This is a genomic window from Novosphingobium bradum, assembly GCF_042646485.1.
Classification (GTDB): Bacteria; Pseudomonadota; Alphaproteobacteria; order Sphingomonadales; family Sphingomonadaceae; genus Novosphingobium; species Novosphingobium bradum.
Window position 1 is genome coordinate 870073 of sequence record NZ_JBHRTQ010000007.1, and the last position, 14613, is coordinate 884685.

The following is a 14613-nucleotide window of genomic DNA, read 5'->3' on the forward strand; positions in this document are numbered from 1 at the left end:
CTGTGGCGCCCCTGAACTGCCACGGAGCATCCCCAATGGGCATTTTCGAAGCCATCCTCGGCCCCGTCACCGCGATCATCGACAAGGTCATTCCCGATCCCCGGGCGCGCGATGCCGCCAAGCTGGAACTGCTGCGCCTTCAGGGCGGGCAGGAACTGTCGCTCCTGCAAACCCAGCTCTCGGCCATCGTCGCCGAAGCCACCTCCGCCGATCCGTGGACCAGCCGCGCCCGGCCCAGCTTCCTCTACGTGATGTATGCGCTGATCCTGTTTTCCGTGCCGATGGGCATGGTCGCGGCGTTCAACCCGCAGACCGCGCTGGCGATCGGCCAGGGCATGACTGCCTACCTCGGCGCCCTGCCCGAACCGCTCTACGCGCTGTTCGGCACCGGCTACCTCGGCTACACTGCCGCCCGCCAGTGGGGCAAGGTGCGCGGCTCCGACAAGTAACCAGCGCTTCCCGCCGCTGGCATCACGCGCCCACAGCCTCTAAGAGGGGGCGGACTGCCAGCGGCGGGGGAACCATGACCGATACCGTTTTCGTCCTCAACGGACCCAATCTCAACCTGCTCGGCACCCGCGAGCCGGACATCTACGGCTCGACCACACTCGACGATATCGGCGCCGCGCTCACCGATCGCGCGGCCGAGCTGGGCCTGGGCATCGATATGCGCCAGTCCAACCACGAGGGGCACCTGGTCGACTGGATTCACGAAGCCGCCGCCAGCGGCGCGAAGGCCATCCTGCTCAATGCCGGCGCCTATACCCACACCAGCGTTGCCCTCCACGATGCGATCAAGAGCGTGAAGGTGCCGGTGATCGAGGTCCACCTTTCCAACCCCCACGCCCGCGAAACCTTCCGCCACAAGAGCTATGTCGGCATGGCGGCAAAGGCCACGATCGCCGGTTTCGGCGCGCAAAGCTACGTCCTCGCCCTCGAAGCCACCACAAGGCTTTAGAGGAAAACCCCGCCAAGGGCTTGCCAGTGCCTGCCCTGCGGCGATACGGGGGCGCCAAATCGCTAGACGGAAAGTATGATCATGGGTGATACCCCGGGCCGCACCGGCAAGATGAACATCGACAGCAAGCTGGTCCGCGAACTGGCCGAACTGCTGTCCGACACCGGCCTCTCCGAGATCGAGGTCGAGGATGGGGAGCGCAAGATTCGCGTCGCCCGCCAGTTCACCACCGCCGCTCCGGCCCCGGTCTATGCCGCGGCCCCCGCACCCGTCGCCGCTGCCGCCGCCCCGGCCGAAGCGCCGGCCCCGGCCGCAACGCCGGTCGATGCGGTGAAGTCGCCGATGGTCGGCACCGTCTATCTCGCGCCGGAACCGGGCGCGGCCAACTATGCCGATGTCGGCAAGGTGGTGAAGGCCGGCGATACCCTGCTGATCGTCGAGGCCATGAAGGTCATGAACCCGATCCTCGCCCCCAAGGCCGGCACCATTGCCGCCGTTCTGGTGGAAAACGGGCAGCCGGTCGAATTCGACCAGCCCCTCGTGGTGATCGGGTAAGCCCATGGCGATCCGCCGGCTGCTCATCGCCAACCGCGGCGAGATCGCGCTGCGAATCCACCGCGCCGCGCACGAAATGGGAATCGAGACCGTCGCGGTCCATTCCACCGCCGATGCCGACGCGATGCACGTGCGTCTGGCCGATCATGCGGTGTGCATCGGGCCGCCGGCCGCGCGCGATTCCTACCTCAACGTCGCCGCGATCATCTCGGCCGCCGAGATCACCCATGCCGACGCGATCCATCCCGGCTACGGCTTCCTTTCGGAGAACGCCAAGTTCGCGGATATCGTCGAAGCCCACGATATCACCTGGATCGGCCCCAAGCCCGAACACATCCGCACTATGGGCGACAAGGTGGAGGCCAAGCGCACTGCCGGCGCCCTCGGCCTGCCGCTGGTCCCCGGGTCGGACGGCGCGATCGAGGATCCGGTCGAAGCCGCCCGGATCGCCGAGGAAATCGGCTACCCCGTGATCATCAAGGCCGCCTCGGGCGGCGGCGGTCGGGGCATGAAGGTCTGCAATTCGCCCGACCAGCTCGAAACCCTGATGCAGCAGGCCGGCTCCGAGGCCAAGGCCGCCTTCGGCGATGCCACGGTCTATATCGAGAAGTATCTCGGCAATCCGCGCCATATCGAATTCCAGGTCTTTGGCGATGGCAAGGGCAAGGCAATTCACCTGGGCGAGCGCGATTGCTCGCTTCAGCGCCGCCACCAGAAGGTGCTCGAAGAAGCTCCCTCGCCGGTCATCACGCCCGAAGAGCGCGCGCGCATGGGCGGCGTGGTTGCCAAGGCCATGGCCGACATGGGCTATCGCGGCGCCGGCACGATCGAGTTCCTCTGGGAAAACGGCGAGTTCTACTTCATCGAGATGAACACCCGCCTCCAGGTGGAACATCCGGTGACGGAAGCGATCACCGGGGTGGACCTGGTGCGCGAACAGATCCGCGTCGCCGATGGCCTGCCGCTCTCGGTCGAGCAGGAGGATATCGAGTTCAAGGGCCACGCGATCGAGTGCCGGATCAACGCGGAAGACCCGTGGACCTTCACCCCCTCGCCCGGCGAGGTAACGAACTACCACGCGGCCGGCGGGATGCACGTGCGCGTCGATAGCGGGCTCTACGCCGGCTACAGGATCCCGCCCTATTACGATTCGATGATCGCCAAGCTGATCGTCTATGGCCGCACCCGCGAAGGCTGCATCATGCGCCTCAAGCGCGCGCTGGAGGAAATGGTGATCGGTGGGCCGAAAACCTCGATCCCCCTCCACCAGGCGCTGCTCAAGGAGCCCGATTTCCTCTCGGGCGACTATACGATCAAGTGGCTGGAGGAATGGCTGGCCCGGCGCGACGGATAAGAGACGGACATTCGGCGTCATGCCAGCCTGCGCTGGCATGACGCCGAATGCCCGTCCTCAATCCTCCAGCGGCACCCCGGGCACCTGCTTGGCCGTGCGGATCGTCAGCGAGGTCTTCACGCTGGCCACGTTGGGCGCGCTGGTCAGCTTGCCCGTGAGGAATTCCTGGAAGCTCTGAAGATCGCGGCTCACGATCTTGAGAATGAAGTCGATTTCGCCATTGAGCATATGGCATTCGCGCACTTCGGGCAGGGCTTTCATCGCCTCCTCGAACTGGCGCAGCGCTTCCTCGGCCTGGCTCTTGAGCGAAACCAGCGCGAAGACCGTGATCGCAAAGCCCAGCTTCGCGCCGTCGAGCTCGGCATGGTAGCCCTTGATGACGCCTGCTTCCTCCAGCGCGCGCACCCGGCGCAGGCAGGGCGGCGCGGTCAGCCCCACCCGGCCGGCGAGTTCGACGTTGGTCATCCGCCCATCGTCCTGCAGTTCGGCGAGGAGCCGGCGGTCGATCTGATCCAGGTTGGCCATGCGGCGCTCAATTCCACCTTGAAAAACACCAGGCCAGCCCGGCACCCACGCCGGAAAACCGCGCGGGAGCAAGAATCGTTGGCCGAATTGCGCGCCGTTATAATTTTCTTGTGCCCAAACGCAATCGTGCCGCCATAGCCGCCATACAACGGTTCCGGTCCTGCCTCTTCCCCAATCGTAACAAGCTGCTAAGTCCTGTGGGCGCATAGAGGGCCAAGCCGAATCCCCGAAGCTGCCTGCTGGAGACCTGATGCACGTCGACGATCGCCTTGCCACCGTGCTCGGTGCCCGCGTCGAATCAATCGTCGCGCGACGCATCCAGTACCGGCAATTGCTCGATCTGGTGGGCACGAGTCCGGCTGCCTCGCGCACCGACAACCTCGATTCAGCCTTCGTCCGCCTCGCCGAACTGGCCCGTGAACTGGCCCCGGAAGACCGCGCCCGCGCCCTGGGCGAACCGGGGGTGCGCCTGCGTAATCCGCGCCTCGTCGCCGATCTTGCCGCCGATGCCCCGCCGGTCGCGCTCGCCGCGATTCGCGCCGCCCGCCTCGACGATGCCCAGTGGCTCGACCTGATCCCCGCGCTCCCGCTGTTCGCGCGCGGCCTGCTGCGCCACCGCCGCGATCTCGGACACGAAGTGCTCGACCGGCTGGAACGCCTCGGCATCGGCGATCGCGGCCTGCCGCTGGTTGAGGGCGCCCAGGCCACCGCGACGGAAACCCAGCCCGCGCCGCCCGTGCAAGCCGTCGCGGCTCCGCTCGAACCGGCACCCGAACCGGTGGCCAAACCGGCCCCGCCCCCGGCCCCAACTCCGGTTGCAGCCACGGTGCACAGCCTCCCGCCTGCCGGCGACGGCATCGGCGCGCTGGTGCGTCGGATCGAGGCGTTCCGCCGCAGCCGCCAGGGCGCCGCGCCCCCGCGCGCCGCCAACGATGCGCCCCAGCTTCCGCTGGGCGAGCGCGAGATCGACCTGTCGCCGCTCACCGTCTTCGCCTTCGCCACCGATCCCGACGGCCGCATCGCCTGGACCGACGCACCGGTTCCCGGGATGCTGGTTGGCCTCGCCATCGCCCAGGCCGAAACCGCCGGCCCGGGCGAATCCATGGCCGAGACCCTGCGCCGCCGCCTGCCGCTGCGCCACCGCAAGGTCACCCTGGCCGGCGCCGCCGCGATCGCCGGCGAATGGCTGATCGAGGCCATGCCCGATTTCGACGAGGCCGCCCGCTTTGCCGGCTATCTCGGCCGCTGCCGCCGCCCGGCCGTCCAGGCCGCCGGCGCCACCACCACCGAGGCGGACCGTATGCGCCAGGTGCTTCACGAGTTGAAGACCCCGGTCAATGCCATCCAGGGCTTTGCCGAGGTGATCCAGCAGCAGTTGTTCGGCCCGACGCCGCACGAATACCGCGCGCTGGCCGCCGGGATTGCCGGGGATGCCGCGCGCCTGCTCGCCGGCTTCGACGAGCTTGACCGCTGGGCCAGGCTCGACGCCGGGGTGCTCGAACCCGAACCGGGCGCCTGCGATTTCGCCATGGTCGTCGCCGGGCTCGTCCACCAGCTTGAAGGCTATACCGCCGGGCGGAGCAGCGGCTTCACCCTCGAGGCCGATCCGGGCGAACTGCGCGTGGCCCTGGCCCCGGCCGAAGGCGAACGGCTGGCCTGGCGCCTGCTCGCCAGTTGCGCCGGATTCGCCCGTCCCGGCGAAATCCTCGCCCTGGCCCTGCGCCGCGAAGCGGGCCGGATCTGCCTCACCGCCGTGCTCCCCGAAGCACTGGGCGCGATCACCGCCCCAGCCGATGCGCCGACCGCCGCCACCGCCCAGGCGATCAGCGCCGGGATCTTCGGCACGGCCTTCACCTTCCGCCTGCTCGCCGCCGAAGCCCGCCGCGCCGGCGGCCAGCTCGCCTTCGCCGGCGGCACCGCCCGGCTCGAACTGCCCGAGGCCAAGCCGGCCGAAGCCGCGCCCGCCCATCCCGCACCCGAGCCGATCACCCATGCCCGCTCCTGAAGCGCGCATCACCGACCTGCCCGGCGAGGATCGCTTCGTCCGCTTTGCCGGGGATTTCGGCCAGCGCTTCCTCGTCACCGTCGACACCGAGGAGGAGTTTGACTGGAACCAGCCCCTGCGCGCGCAGGGCCACACGCTGCATTCCGTCTCGCGGCTGGCCCGGTTCCAGCAGTTCTGCGAAGGCCATGGCGTGGTCCCGGTCTACCTAGTGGACTATCCCGTTGCCACCTCCCCGCTCGCGGCCGAAGTGCTGCGTGATGCGGTGGCCGCGGGCCGCGCCGAAGTGGGCGTTCAGCTTCACCCCTGGGTCAGCCCGCCCCATGATGAGGAGGTGAATGAATACAACAGCTTCGCCGGAAATCTTCCGGCTGAACTTGAAAACGCCAAGTTCAGCCGGCTGCGCGATGCGATCGAACGGGCCTTCGGTGCGCCGCCGCGCATCTACCGTGCCGGGCGCTATGGCGTCGGCCCCAATACCCCGGCGATCCTGCGCGACCATGGCATCGCCATCGACACCTCGGTCCGCGCCCGGTTTGACTACAGCACCAGCGGCGGCCGCAATTTCCGCGACCTGCCGGTGCGCCCGTGGTGGGTCGATGGCTCCGGCGGGCTGATGGAACTGCCGCTCACCACGGTCTACTGGGGCGGCCTCGCCCGGGCGGGCGCCTGGCTCTATCCCCGGCTGTGGCGGGCGCCAAAACTGCGCGGCGCCCTGGCCCGCGTCGGCCTGCTCGAACGCATTCCGCTTACCCCCGAAGGGGTCAACCGGATCGAGGCACGCCGCGGCATCGAGACCGCCGTGAGCCAAGGCCTGCCGGTCCTGGTGTTCTCCTTCCACAGCCCCTCGCTTGAACCCGGCCACACCCCCTATGTCCGCACCGAGGCCGAGCTTGATGCCTTCTACGACTGGTGGCGCGCCGCCTTCACCCTGCTCGACCGCCTCCAGGTCCGCCCGACCACGGTCGCCGGGATCATGTCGGCGACGCGGCTTGCCTAATCCGACCGGCGCGGTTACGCGCTGCGAGTTGTTCGGGGGTGCATTGGCCCCCTGCGGCGGCTGGGGCCTGTAGCTCAGCGGTTAGAGCTGGCCGCTCATAACGGCTAGGTCGCGGGTTCGAATCCTGCCGGGCCCACCACCGCCACCCCATATGCATCACCGCTGCAAAGCAACTGCAATGCCACTGCAACGGGCTTGCCTGACCGGCTGGCAGCGTCTAGCGACACCGCGTCGGGGAGTAGCGCAGCCTGGTAGCGCATCTGCTTTGGGAGCAGAGGGTCGTAGGTTCGAATCCTATCTCCCCGACCACATTTCCAAAATCATCGCCGGAAAGCCTCCTCTCGCCGCGGCAAGGCTCAGGCTGGTCCCGGAACCCGCCAGATCGTGCCCGCGTCGATCTGCTCGGTGGCGGTCAGGCCGAGGAGGCCGAGGTCGCGCCCATATTCCTCGCGCAGCAGCTGCAAGGCCCGCAAGGCTCCGGCCTGGCCGCCGGCGGCCAGGCCATAGAGCCCCGGACGGCCGGCCATGCAGCCTGCCGCGCCCAGCGCCAGCGCCTTGACCATGTCCGTGCCCCGCCGGATGCCGCCATCAAGGATGACCTGAATGGCCCCCGCCGCGCCGCCGCGCCGGGCCAGCGCCTCGACCGTGCGTGGCAGCACATCGAGCGGGGCCACCGCTGTATCGAGCTGGCGCCCGCCGTGGTTCGACAGCACGACGGCATCGACGCCCTCGGCGGCGGCGCGACAGGCATCCTCGGGCCGCAGGATGCCCTTGAGCACCAGCGGCCCGTCCCACAGACGGCGAAGCGGTGCGATATCCGCCCAGTTGAAGGTCGGGTCGAACTGCTCGGCGATATAGGCCGACAGGCTCGTGCCGTCGCGCGGGCAATGGTCGTCGAAGTTGGCCAGCCGCATCGGATGGCGCGCCTTGTCGAGGCACCAGCCGGGCCTGCTGGCAAAGGCGGCGAAGGTGCGCGCCCCCAGCCGCGGCGGCAGGGTAATGTCCGCGCGCCGGTCACGCTCGCGGTTGCCCGGTATCGGCACGTCCACCGTCAGAATCAGTGCGCCATAGCCGGCGGCGCGCGCGCGCTGGATCTGGGCGCGGGTGATGCCGCGATCGCGGAAGACATAGGCCTGGAAAGCCTTTGGGCCGGGCGCGGCCGCGGCCACCTCCTCGATCGACCGCGAGGCCATGGCCGACAGGGTAAAGAGCGCCCCAGTCGCCGCGGCGGCGCGAGCGAGAGCCACTTCGCCGCCCGAATGGAACAGGCCGGCGATCGCGGTGGGCGCCACCACCATCGGCCAGGCGAGTCGCTGGCCCAGCACCGTGGCGGCGCCATCAACCTGGCTGACATCGTTGAGCACACGTGGCACCAGCGCATAGTCGGCAAAGGCGGCGCGGTTGCGGGCCATCGCGCTCTCGTCGTCGGCCCCGCCTTCGAGGATGGCGTGGACCGGCGCCGGCAAGGCCTTGCGCGCCAGCGAAGCCAGATCGGCGATGTTCCAGCACTGAGAAACGGATTTCACCAGCCACGTTCCCTTCCCGGGCACCTGCATATCCGATGCGGTAGCCGCGATCACTGCAAAATCGTCTGCCCCTCCCCGCGCTTGAACGGTTGACGCGCCGCGCCGCGCGCACGATATGCACGGTCCCGCCGCGGCCGGTCCGCCAAGGGGGCGCTTAGCTCAGTTGGTAGAGCATCTCGTTTACACCGAGAGGGTCGGCGGTTCGAGCCCGTCAGCGCCCACCATTCGGACCACTGGCCCGAGCACCGACGGCCCGGGCGCCTTCGGGGGCGGCCTGATCGTCGCCGCGCTTGCGGCTGGCCCGGCGCCCCTGTAGAGCGCGGCCAACTTCCCATTCCGCCATACCCCAGAGGAACCCGATGGCCGCGCAATACGCCTTCGTCATGAAGGACATGACGAAAACCTTCCCCGGCGCCCAGAAGCCGGTGCTGAGCAACATCAACCTGCAGTTCTACCAGGGCGCCAAGATCGGCATCGTGGGTCCGAACGGCGCGGGCAAGTCGACCCTGATCAAGATCATGGCCGGGATCGACAAGGACTATACCGGCGAAGCCTGGCCGGGCGAGAACATCACCGTGGGCTACCTTGAACAGGAACCCCAGCTCGATGCCAGCAAGACCGTGCTGGAAAACGTCAAGGACGGCGCCCGCGCCACGGCCGACATGGTCGAGCGGTTCAACCAGATCGGCATGGAGATGGCCGAGGATGACGCCGACTTCGACGCCCTTGGCGCCGAGATGAGCGCGCTTCAGGACAAGATCGACGCGGTCGATGGCTGGACCCTCGACAACCAGCTCGAGATCGCCATGGAAGCCCTGCGCTGCCCGCCGGGCGACTGGGCGGTGGACAGCCTTTCGGGCGGCGAGAAGCGCCGCATCGCGCTCACCCGCCTGCTGATCCAGAAGCCGGACATTCTCCTGCTCGACGAACCGACCAACCACCTCGACGCGGAGTCGGTGGAATGGCTGGAAAACCACCTCAAGGAATATGCCGGCGCGGTGCTGATGATCACCCACGACCGCTACTTCCTCGACAATGTCGTCGGCTGGATCCTCGAACTCGATCGCGGCCGCTATTTTCCCTATGAGGGCAATTACTCCACCTACCTGGAAAAGAAGGCCAAGCGCCTCGACCAGGAAGACCGCGAGGAAAGCGGCAAGCAGAAGGCGCTCCAGCGCGAGCTGGAATGGATCCGCCAGACCCCGGCCGCCCGCCAGACCAAGAGCAAGGCGCGTATCCGCAAGTTCGAGGAACTCCAGAACGCGCAGGACAACCGCGCGATCGGCAAGGCCCAGATCGTCATCCAGGTGCCCGAGCGGCTGGGCGGCAAGGTCATCGAGGTGAAGAACATCTCGAAGGCCTATGGCGACAAGCTCCTGTTCGAGGATCTTTCGTTCATGCTCCCGCCGGGCGGCATCGTCGGCGTGATCGGTCCGAACGGCGCGGGCAAGTCCACCCTGTTCAAGATCATCACCGGCAAGGAAAAGCCCGACAGCGGCACGATCGAGATCGGCAGCACCGTGCACCTCGGCTATGTCGACCAGAGCCGCGATCACCTGAACCCCAAGAACAACGTGTGGCAGGAAATCTCCGACGGTCTCGACTATATGACCGTCAACAAGCAGGATATGTCCACGCGCGCCTATGTCGGCGCGTTCAACTTCAAGGGCGCGGACCAGCAGAAGAACGTCGGCAAGCTCTCGGGCGGTGAACGCAACCGCGTCCACATGGCCAAGATGCTGAAGGCCGGCGGCAACGTGCTGCTGCTCGACGAACCGACCAACGATCTCGACGTGGAAACGCTGGCCGCGCTGGAAGACGCGATCGAGAATTTCGCCGGCTGCGCCGTGGTCATCAGCCACGATCGCTTCTTCCTCGATCGCCTCGCCACCCACATCCTCGCCTTCGAGGGCAACAGCCACGTCGAATGGTTCGAAGGCAACTTCGCCGCCTACGAGGAAGACAAGCGCCGCCGCCTGGGCGACGCCGCCGACCGCCCGACCGCGCTGGCCTACAAGAAGCTGACGCGCTGATTGGCCGGGGGGCAAGGATCCACGGCGTGCCCTGCCCCCCGCCGACACTGATAGCAAATTGACAGAAAACGGCGCCTAAACCTGAACAAAAGGCCTGCACCCGGTTCAGACAGCCGACAGTGCATGGGGTGTAACTCTCTCCTCACAGGTCGCCGCCGATGGTGCGGCGCAAGGAATGGAGAGACGGCCATGGCCGCGAAACACTTCATCACACCCACCGCGATGGTTGCGCTCGCGGTTGGCCTCGCCGCTGCGGCGATCCCCGGCGCGGCCAATGCCCAGGACGACGACCACGGCCGTCGCGGCGGCTGGCAGCAGGGCGGCGGCGAAGGCCGCGGCAATCGCGGTGATGGCGAAGGCCGGGGCGAAGGCCGGGGCGGCTGGCAGCGCTCCGATGCTGCCCCGGCCCCGCAGGTCCAGGCGCAGGTTCAGGTCCAGGCCCAGCAGCCTCCCCCGCGCGGAGACAATGGCGAACGGCGCGGCCAGTTTGCCAGTGGCTGGAACAACCGTGGTGGCGAACCGCCGCGCCAGCCGCCGCCGGTCGTCCAGCGCGGCCCCGAAGGTCCGCGCCCCGATGCCGATGGCTGGCGCGGCCGCCCGGTCCAGCAGCCCCGTCAATATCAGGGCCAGTATCAGGGCCGCGACGGCCAGCGCTGGCAGGGCCAGAACTGGAATGGCGACCGCACGGTTCGCGTCAATCCGCAGCCGCGCTGGGAAGGCCGCCGGGATTTCGGCCGCGCCGGCAACTGGAACCGCGATTGGCGCCGCGATGACCGCTTCGCCTGGCAATCCTGGCGCAACCAGCACCGCGACGTCTTCCGCATGGGCCGCTACCATTCGCCCTACAACAACTGGTCCTACCGGCGCCTGGGCATCGGCGTGTTCCTCCAGCCGCTGTTCTTCAGCCAGGACTACTGGATCGACGACCCCTGGGCCTATCGCCTGCCCGAGGCCTACGGCCCCTATCGCTGGGTGCGCTACTATGACGATGCGCTGCTGGTGAACATCTACAACGGCGAAGTGGCCGATGTGATCTACGACTTCTTCTGGTAGGTTTCATCCTTTCCTGCCGGAAGTTGCCAGCGAGTGGACTGGCGAACTGGCCCCCGTCCCATGCGGACGGGGGCCTTTTTCGCAGCAGCATCACCGGCGCGGAGGCAATTCGGCTTGTCTCGCGCGCCGCGCGCTCTAGCGTGGCGCGATGGCTTCCAGTTCCGCCGATCCCGCCACCGCCGCCCCGCTGAAGGATCAGGCCGCCCTCGCCCTCCTCGGCGAACAGGTGCGCGCCCGCCTGGCCGCCGATCCCGGCGCCTGCAAGGTGGCGACCGACCGGGCGGAGATCTTCGCCTTTCCCGATTTCCTCGGCCCGGCCGAGTGTGACCGCTTCATCGCCATGGTCGATGCCGTGGCCGTCCCCTCGGCCGTCTACGACCGCGCGAGCGATGATGGCTGCCGCACCTCGTGGTCGGGCGACGTGAACCGCGCCGATCCCTTCGTCCGCATGATCGAGCGGCGGATTGACGATCTGCTGGGCATCGATCCCGCCTTCGGCGAAACCGTCCAGGGCCAGCGCTACACCGCCGGCCAGTTGTTCGAAGCCCATTTCGACTGGTTCTGGACCCTGGCCGGCTACTGGCCCGAGGAAGAGCGTAAGGGCGGCCAGCGTTCGTGGACCGCGATGGCCTACCTTTCGGACGTGGAAGAAGGCGGGCGAACCGAATTCAACCGCATCGGACTCTCGATCCCGCCCCAGCGCGGCCTGCTGCTGGTGTGGAACAACGCCTTGCCCGATGGCTCGCCCAACCTGGATACCATGCACGCCGCCCGCCCGGTCGAGCGCGGGACCAAATATGTCATCACCAAGTGGTATCGGACCCGGGCGTGGGGCTGACGGGGCAAGGCCGGTGACATTCAGGGGGCACATTCGGCTGGCGGCCCGGCTGGCTGGGATGCCGCGCGCGGCAATAGCGCTCGCCCTGGCGGCCCTCGCGCTGGCCGGAGTGCCGGCGCGAGCCGCCATGGCGCCCGATCCGGCCCCGATTGCCGCGACCGCATCTTCTACCGCGACCGGCCCTGGCGAAAGCGCGGAAGACCGCCGGCTGATGGCCCTGCTGGCCGACGACGCCCGGCGCAGCGAAGCGCTCGATCCAATCGATCGGATCTATCGCGGCGAACACGTCGCGCCCGAGGTGCTGGCCGAAGTGTTCAGCGCCTCGCTCAGCCGCCGCCAGCTGGCCTCCACCCGGCAGAGCCTCGGCGCGCTGGCCCGGATCGACCGGCGGCGCCTTTCGCCCGAGCGGCAGATCAGCCATGATGCCTTCGCCTGGGAAAAGCGCACCGCCCTCGCCTTCCTCCAACCCGACCTGCGCGCGCTGACCGAAGTCCAGCCGATCAACCATTTCGACGGGCTGCAGACGGCCTTCCCCGCGATCATGGCGCGCGGCGGCTCGCTCCGCTTCGAAACCACCGCCGACTATCGCGCCAACCTTGCCCTGATGGGAGCGATCGCGCCGGTGCTGGACCAGGCGATCGTGCGCCTGCGCGAAGGCATGGCCAGCGGCGTGGTTGAACCCGGGCTGACCGTGCGCGCCATGATTGGCCAGATCGATGCCCTGCTGGCGCTGGGCCTGGCCGAATCGCCGTTTCTTTCGCCGGTGCGCGAATTCCCCGCCGGCGTGCCCGAGGATGCGCGCGCGCCCTTGCGCGAGGCCTATGGCGCGGCCGTGCGCGGCCAGGTCATCCCGGCCTACCAGCGCCTGCGCCGCTTCCTTGCGGAAGACTATCTGCCCGCCGCGCGCGAGAGCGTGGGCCTGGCCCAGGTTCCCGGCGGCGGCGCGCTTTATCGGGCGCTGGTCCGCCAGCACACCACGCTTGCCGTCGATCCGGACTCCGTCCACCAGCTCGGCCTAGCGGAAGTTGCCCGCATCCAGCAGGAGATGGCCGGGGTGGAGCGCGAACTGGGCTACACCGTGCCCTTGCGCGCCTTCTTCGACGTGCTGCGCGCCGAACCGCGCTTCCACCCCGCCAGCGCCGCCGATCTCGCCCAGGGCTATGCCCGGATCGCGCGGGCGGTCGATGCCCAGGTGCCGCGCTATTTCCTGAACGCGCCCCGGACCCGCCTGGTGATCGAACCCTATCCCGCCTACCGCGCCCGCTACGAGGCCGGCGGCTCCTACAACCAGGGCAGCGCCGATGCCACGCGCCCGGGCGTGTTCTTCTACAACACCTATGATCTGAAAAGCCGCTTCCTGACCGGGATGACCACGCTGTTCCTCCACGAAGGCGCGCCCGGTCATCACTTCCAGATCAGCCTCGCCCAGGAAAACACCGCGCTCCCCGATTTCCAGCGCTTCGGCGGCAACACCGCCTATGTCGAAGGCTGGGCGCTCTATGCCGAAACGCTGGGCTATCCGATGGGCCTCTATGCCGATCCGATGCAGCACTGGGGCACGCTGGATGACGAGATGCTGAGGGCCATGCGGCTGGTGGTCGATACCGGCATTCATGGGATGGGCTGGAGCAAGGACCAGGCGGTCGATTATATGCTCGCCAATTCGGGCATGGGCCGCACCGATGCGGTGGCCGAAGTCGAACGCTACATCGCCATTCCCGGCCAGGCGCTGGCCTACAAGCTGGGCGCGCTTACCATCCAGCGGCTGCGCGCCCGGGCCGAGGCCGCGCTCGGCCCCCGCTTCGACATTCGCGCCTTCCACGAACAGGTGCTGGGCTCGGGCGCCCTGCCCCTGCCGGTGCTGGAGGCCAAGATCGACCGGTGGATCGCGGGGCAAGCGGCGCGGTGAACACGTGGGTCGTCCTAGGCTTGATCCGGGACCGCGGTCCGCCGCAGAGCCGCATGGTCACCGCCCGAACCGCATCGCCTGAAGACCGCCACCGGTCCCGGGGCAAGCCCGGGACGAAGATAATCCCGTCATGCTGAACTTGTTGCAGGATCGCTCTACCTGATTACGGCACCTCGACTCGGAGGCTCCACCCCAACTTGCGCGCCATCGATCGCGCCCGGTTGTTCCACGCAAAGTGCTCCATGACAGCAAACCGCTGCGCCTGAGCATCACTGCTGAATTGGCAAATTCTCACCGCCAACTTGGGCGTTCCATCTTCGAAAAGAGGGCGAGTTTCGTCAACCGCCACTAGCGCTCCCGCCTTGGTCTCCCAGATCTGCATGGTGATCGAAAGGGGCAATTCACCTCTCGTATCAAACTCTTGCTCAGCAAGCAGCCGAGCCGTCATTTCCACGGTTGGTCCACTTGTGGGCACAAACTCGACGCGCTCCCACGCAGCATCCAATTCCTCAGCCCGCTTGATTGCTCGCTTCAGCGCACGCTCCGTGTCAGCAATGATCGATGCCGCCTGTTCCCCAGCAATCTGCCATGCGTCAGCGGTTAATCCACTGAGCAATTCAAGGCGGTCAACCAACTGTTGCGGCAAGGTATTCATACTGCGGAGTCTCGCTTGCACAACGCCCACATTCAGATGCACCGCCAATAATCTTAGCGGTGATGAATTGGTACGCCCGCTAGGCTCAGGACCTATTAAATTGCTTGCGTGAGGCATGATTGGTTGATTCAATGGCAGCGTCGAGGAGGCGCTGATTGTGGATGTACCGTTTCTGCTGAGCGAGGCGCAGATGCGCCGGATCGAG

Annotated in this window: 13 protein-coding genes and 3 tRNA genes; 13 read left to right on the top strand and 3 right to left on the bottom strand. The window is 67.6% G+C overall.

Annotation, left to right across the window (positions count from 1 at the left end):
* Positions 1–35 precede the first annotated feature (35 nt).
* The 4 genes from ACFOD9_RS09985 to accC all read left to right on the top strand — a co-directional run bounded on the left by ACFOD9_RS09985 (position 36) and on the right by accC (position 2867).
* Positions 36–449: a holin family protein gene (locus tag ACFOD9_RS09985; protein WP_379509933.1), complete on the top strand. Its 414-nt coding sequence runs from the start codon at positions 36–38 to the stop codon at positions 447–449.
* Positions 450–523: 74 nt separating this feature from the next.
* Positions 524–958: a type II 3-dehydroquinate dehydratase gene (aroQ, locus tag ACFOD9_RS09990; RefSeq protein WP_379509934.1), complete on the top strand. Its 435-nt coding sequence runs from the start codon at positions 524–526 to the stop codon at positions 956–958.
* An 81-nt stretch (positions 959–1039) separates the two neighbouring features.
* Positions 1040–1513: an acetyl-CoA carboxylase biotin carboxyl carrier protein gene (gene accB, locus ACFOD9_RS09995; protein WP_379509935.1), complete on the top strand. Its 474-nt coding sequence runs from the start codon at positions 1040–1042 to the stop codon at positions 1511–1513.
* 4 nt (positions 1514–1517) lie between these two features.
* Entirely contained in the window at positions 1518–2867 is a 1350-nt protein-coding gene (gene accC / locus ACFOD9_RS10000; RefSeq protein WP_379509936.1) for an acetyl-CoA carboxylase biotin carboxylase subunit, read from the top strand.
* 57 nt (positions 2868–2924) lie between these two features.
* Here accC and ACFOD9_RS10005 read toward each other — a convergent pair whose 3' ends face one another.
* The gene (locus ACFOD9_RS10005) at positions 2925–3392 is read right to left on the bottom strand and encodes an Lrp/AsnC family transcriptional regulator (RefSeq protein ID WP_379509937.1); all 468 of its coding nucleotides are present in this window, start codon (positions 3390–3392) and stop codon (positions 2925–2927) included.
* A gap of 250 nt (positions 3393–3642) precedes the next feature.
* On the opposite strand from ACFOD9_RS10005, the gene ACFOD9_RS10010 reads away from it, so the two are divergent.
* From ACFOD9_RS10010 to ACFOD9_RS10025, 4 genes are all read left to right on the top strand, one after another.
* Positions 3643–5397, top strand: coding sequence for a histidine kinase dimerization/phospho-acceptor domain-containing protein (locus ACFOD9_RS10010; RefSeq protein ID WP_379509938.1), 1755 nt, complete (start codon positions 3643–3645; stop codon positions 5395–5397).
* Positions 5384–6394, top strand: coding sequence for a polysaccharide deacetylase family protein (locus ACFOD9_RS10015; RefSeq protein WP_379509939.1), 1011 nt, complete (start codon positions 5384–5386; stop codon positions 6392–6394). The genes ACFOD9_RS10010 and ACFOD9_RS10015 overlap by 14 nt, the downstream gene beginning before the upstream one ends.
* A 63-nt stretch (positions 6395–6457) precedes the next feature.
* A tRNA-Ile gene (locus ACFOD9_RS10020) sits at positions 6458–6533 on the top strand.
* Between the two features lie 93 nt (positions 6534–6626).
* Positions 6627–6703 (top strand) — tRNA-Pro (locus ACFOD9_RS10025).
* Positions 6704–6750: 47 nt separating this feature from the next.
* On the opposite strand, the gene ACFOD9_RS10030 is transcribed toward ACFOD9_RS10025, so the two are convergent.
* Positions 6751–7920 carry an alpha-hydroxy acid oxidase gene (locus ACFOD9_RS10030; RefSeq protein WP_379509940.1) on the bottom strand — a complete coding sequence of 390 codons (1170 nt, stop codon included), beginning with the start codon at positions 7918–7920 and terminating at the stop codon, positions 6751–6753.
* A gap of 148 nt (positions 7921–8068) precedes the next feature.
* On the opposite strand from ACFOD9_RS10030, the gene ACFOD9_RS10035 reads away from it, so the two are divergent.
* The 5 genes from ACFOD9_RS10035 (at position 8069) to ACFOD9_RS10055 (ending at position 13753) form a co-directional block, all read left to right on the top strand.
* A tRNA-Val gene (locus ACFOD9_RS10035) sits at positions 8069–8144 on the top strand.
* A gap of 135 nt (positions 8145–8279) precedes the next feature.
* Positions 8280–9953, top strand: coding sequence for an energy-dependent translational throttle protein EttA (ettA, locus tag ACFOD9_RS10040; RefSeq protein ID WP_379509941.1), 1674 nt, complete (start codon positions 8280–8282; stop codon positions 9951–9953).
* Between the two features lie 189 nt (positions 9954–10142).
* Positions 10143–11006: an RcnB family protein gene (locus ACFOD9_RS10045; protein ID WP_379509942.1), complete on the top strand. Its 864-nt coding sequence runs from the start codon at positions 10143–10145 to the stop codon at positions 11004–11006.
* Between the two features lie 148 nt (positions 11007–11154).
* Positions 11155–11844 carry a prolyl hydroxylase family protein gene (locus ACFOD9_RS10050; RefSeq protein ID WP_379509943.1) on the top strand — a complete coding sequence of 230 codons (690 nt, stop codon included), beginning with the start codon at positions 11155–11157 and terminating at the stop codon, positions 11842–11844.
* A 13-nt stretch (positions 11845–11857) separates the two neighbouring features.
* Entirely contained in the window at positions 11858–13753 is a 1896-nt protein-coding gene (locus ACFOD9_RS10055) for a DUF885 domain-containing protein (RefSeq protein ID WP_379509944.1), read from the top strand.
* 163 nt (positions 13754–13916) lie between these two features.
* Here the strand turns inward: ACFOD9_RS10055 and ACFOD9_RS10060 are convergent.
* A partial coding sequence (locus tag ACFOD9_RS10060; RefSeq protein WP_379509945.1) for a hypothetical protein occupies positions 13917–14613 on the bottom strand: 697 nt, incomplete at its 5' end.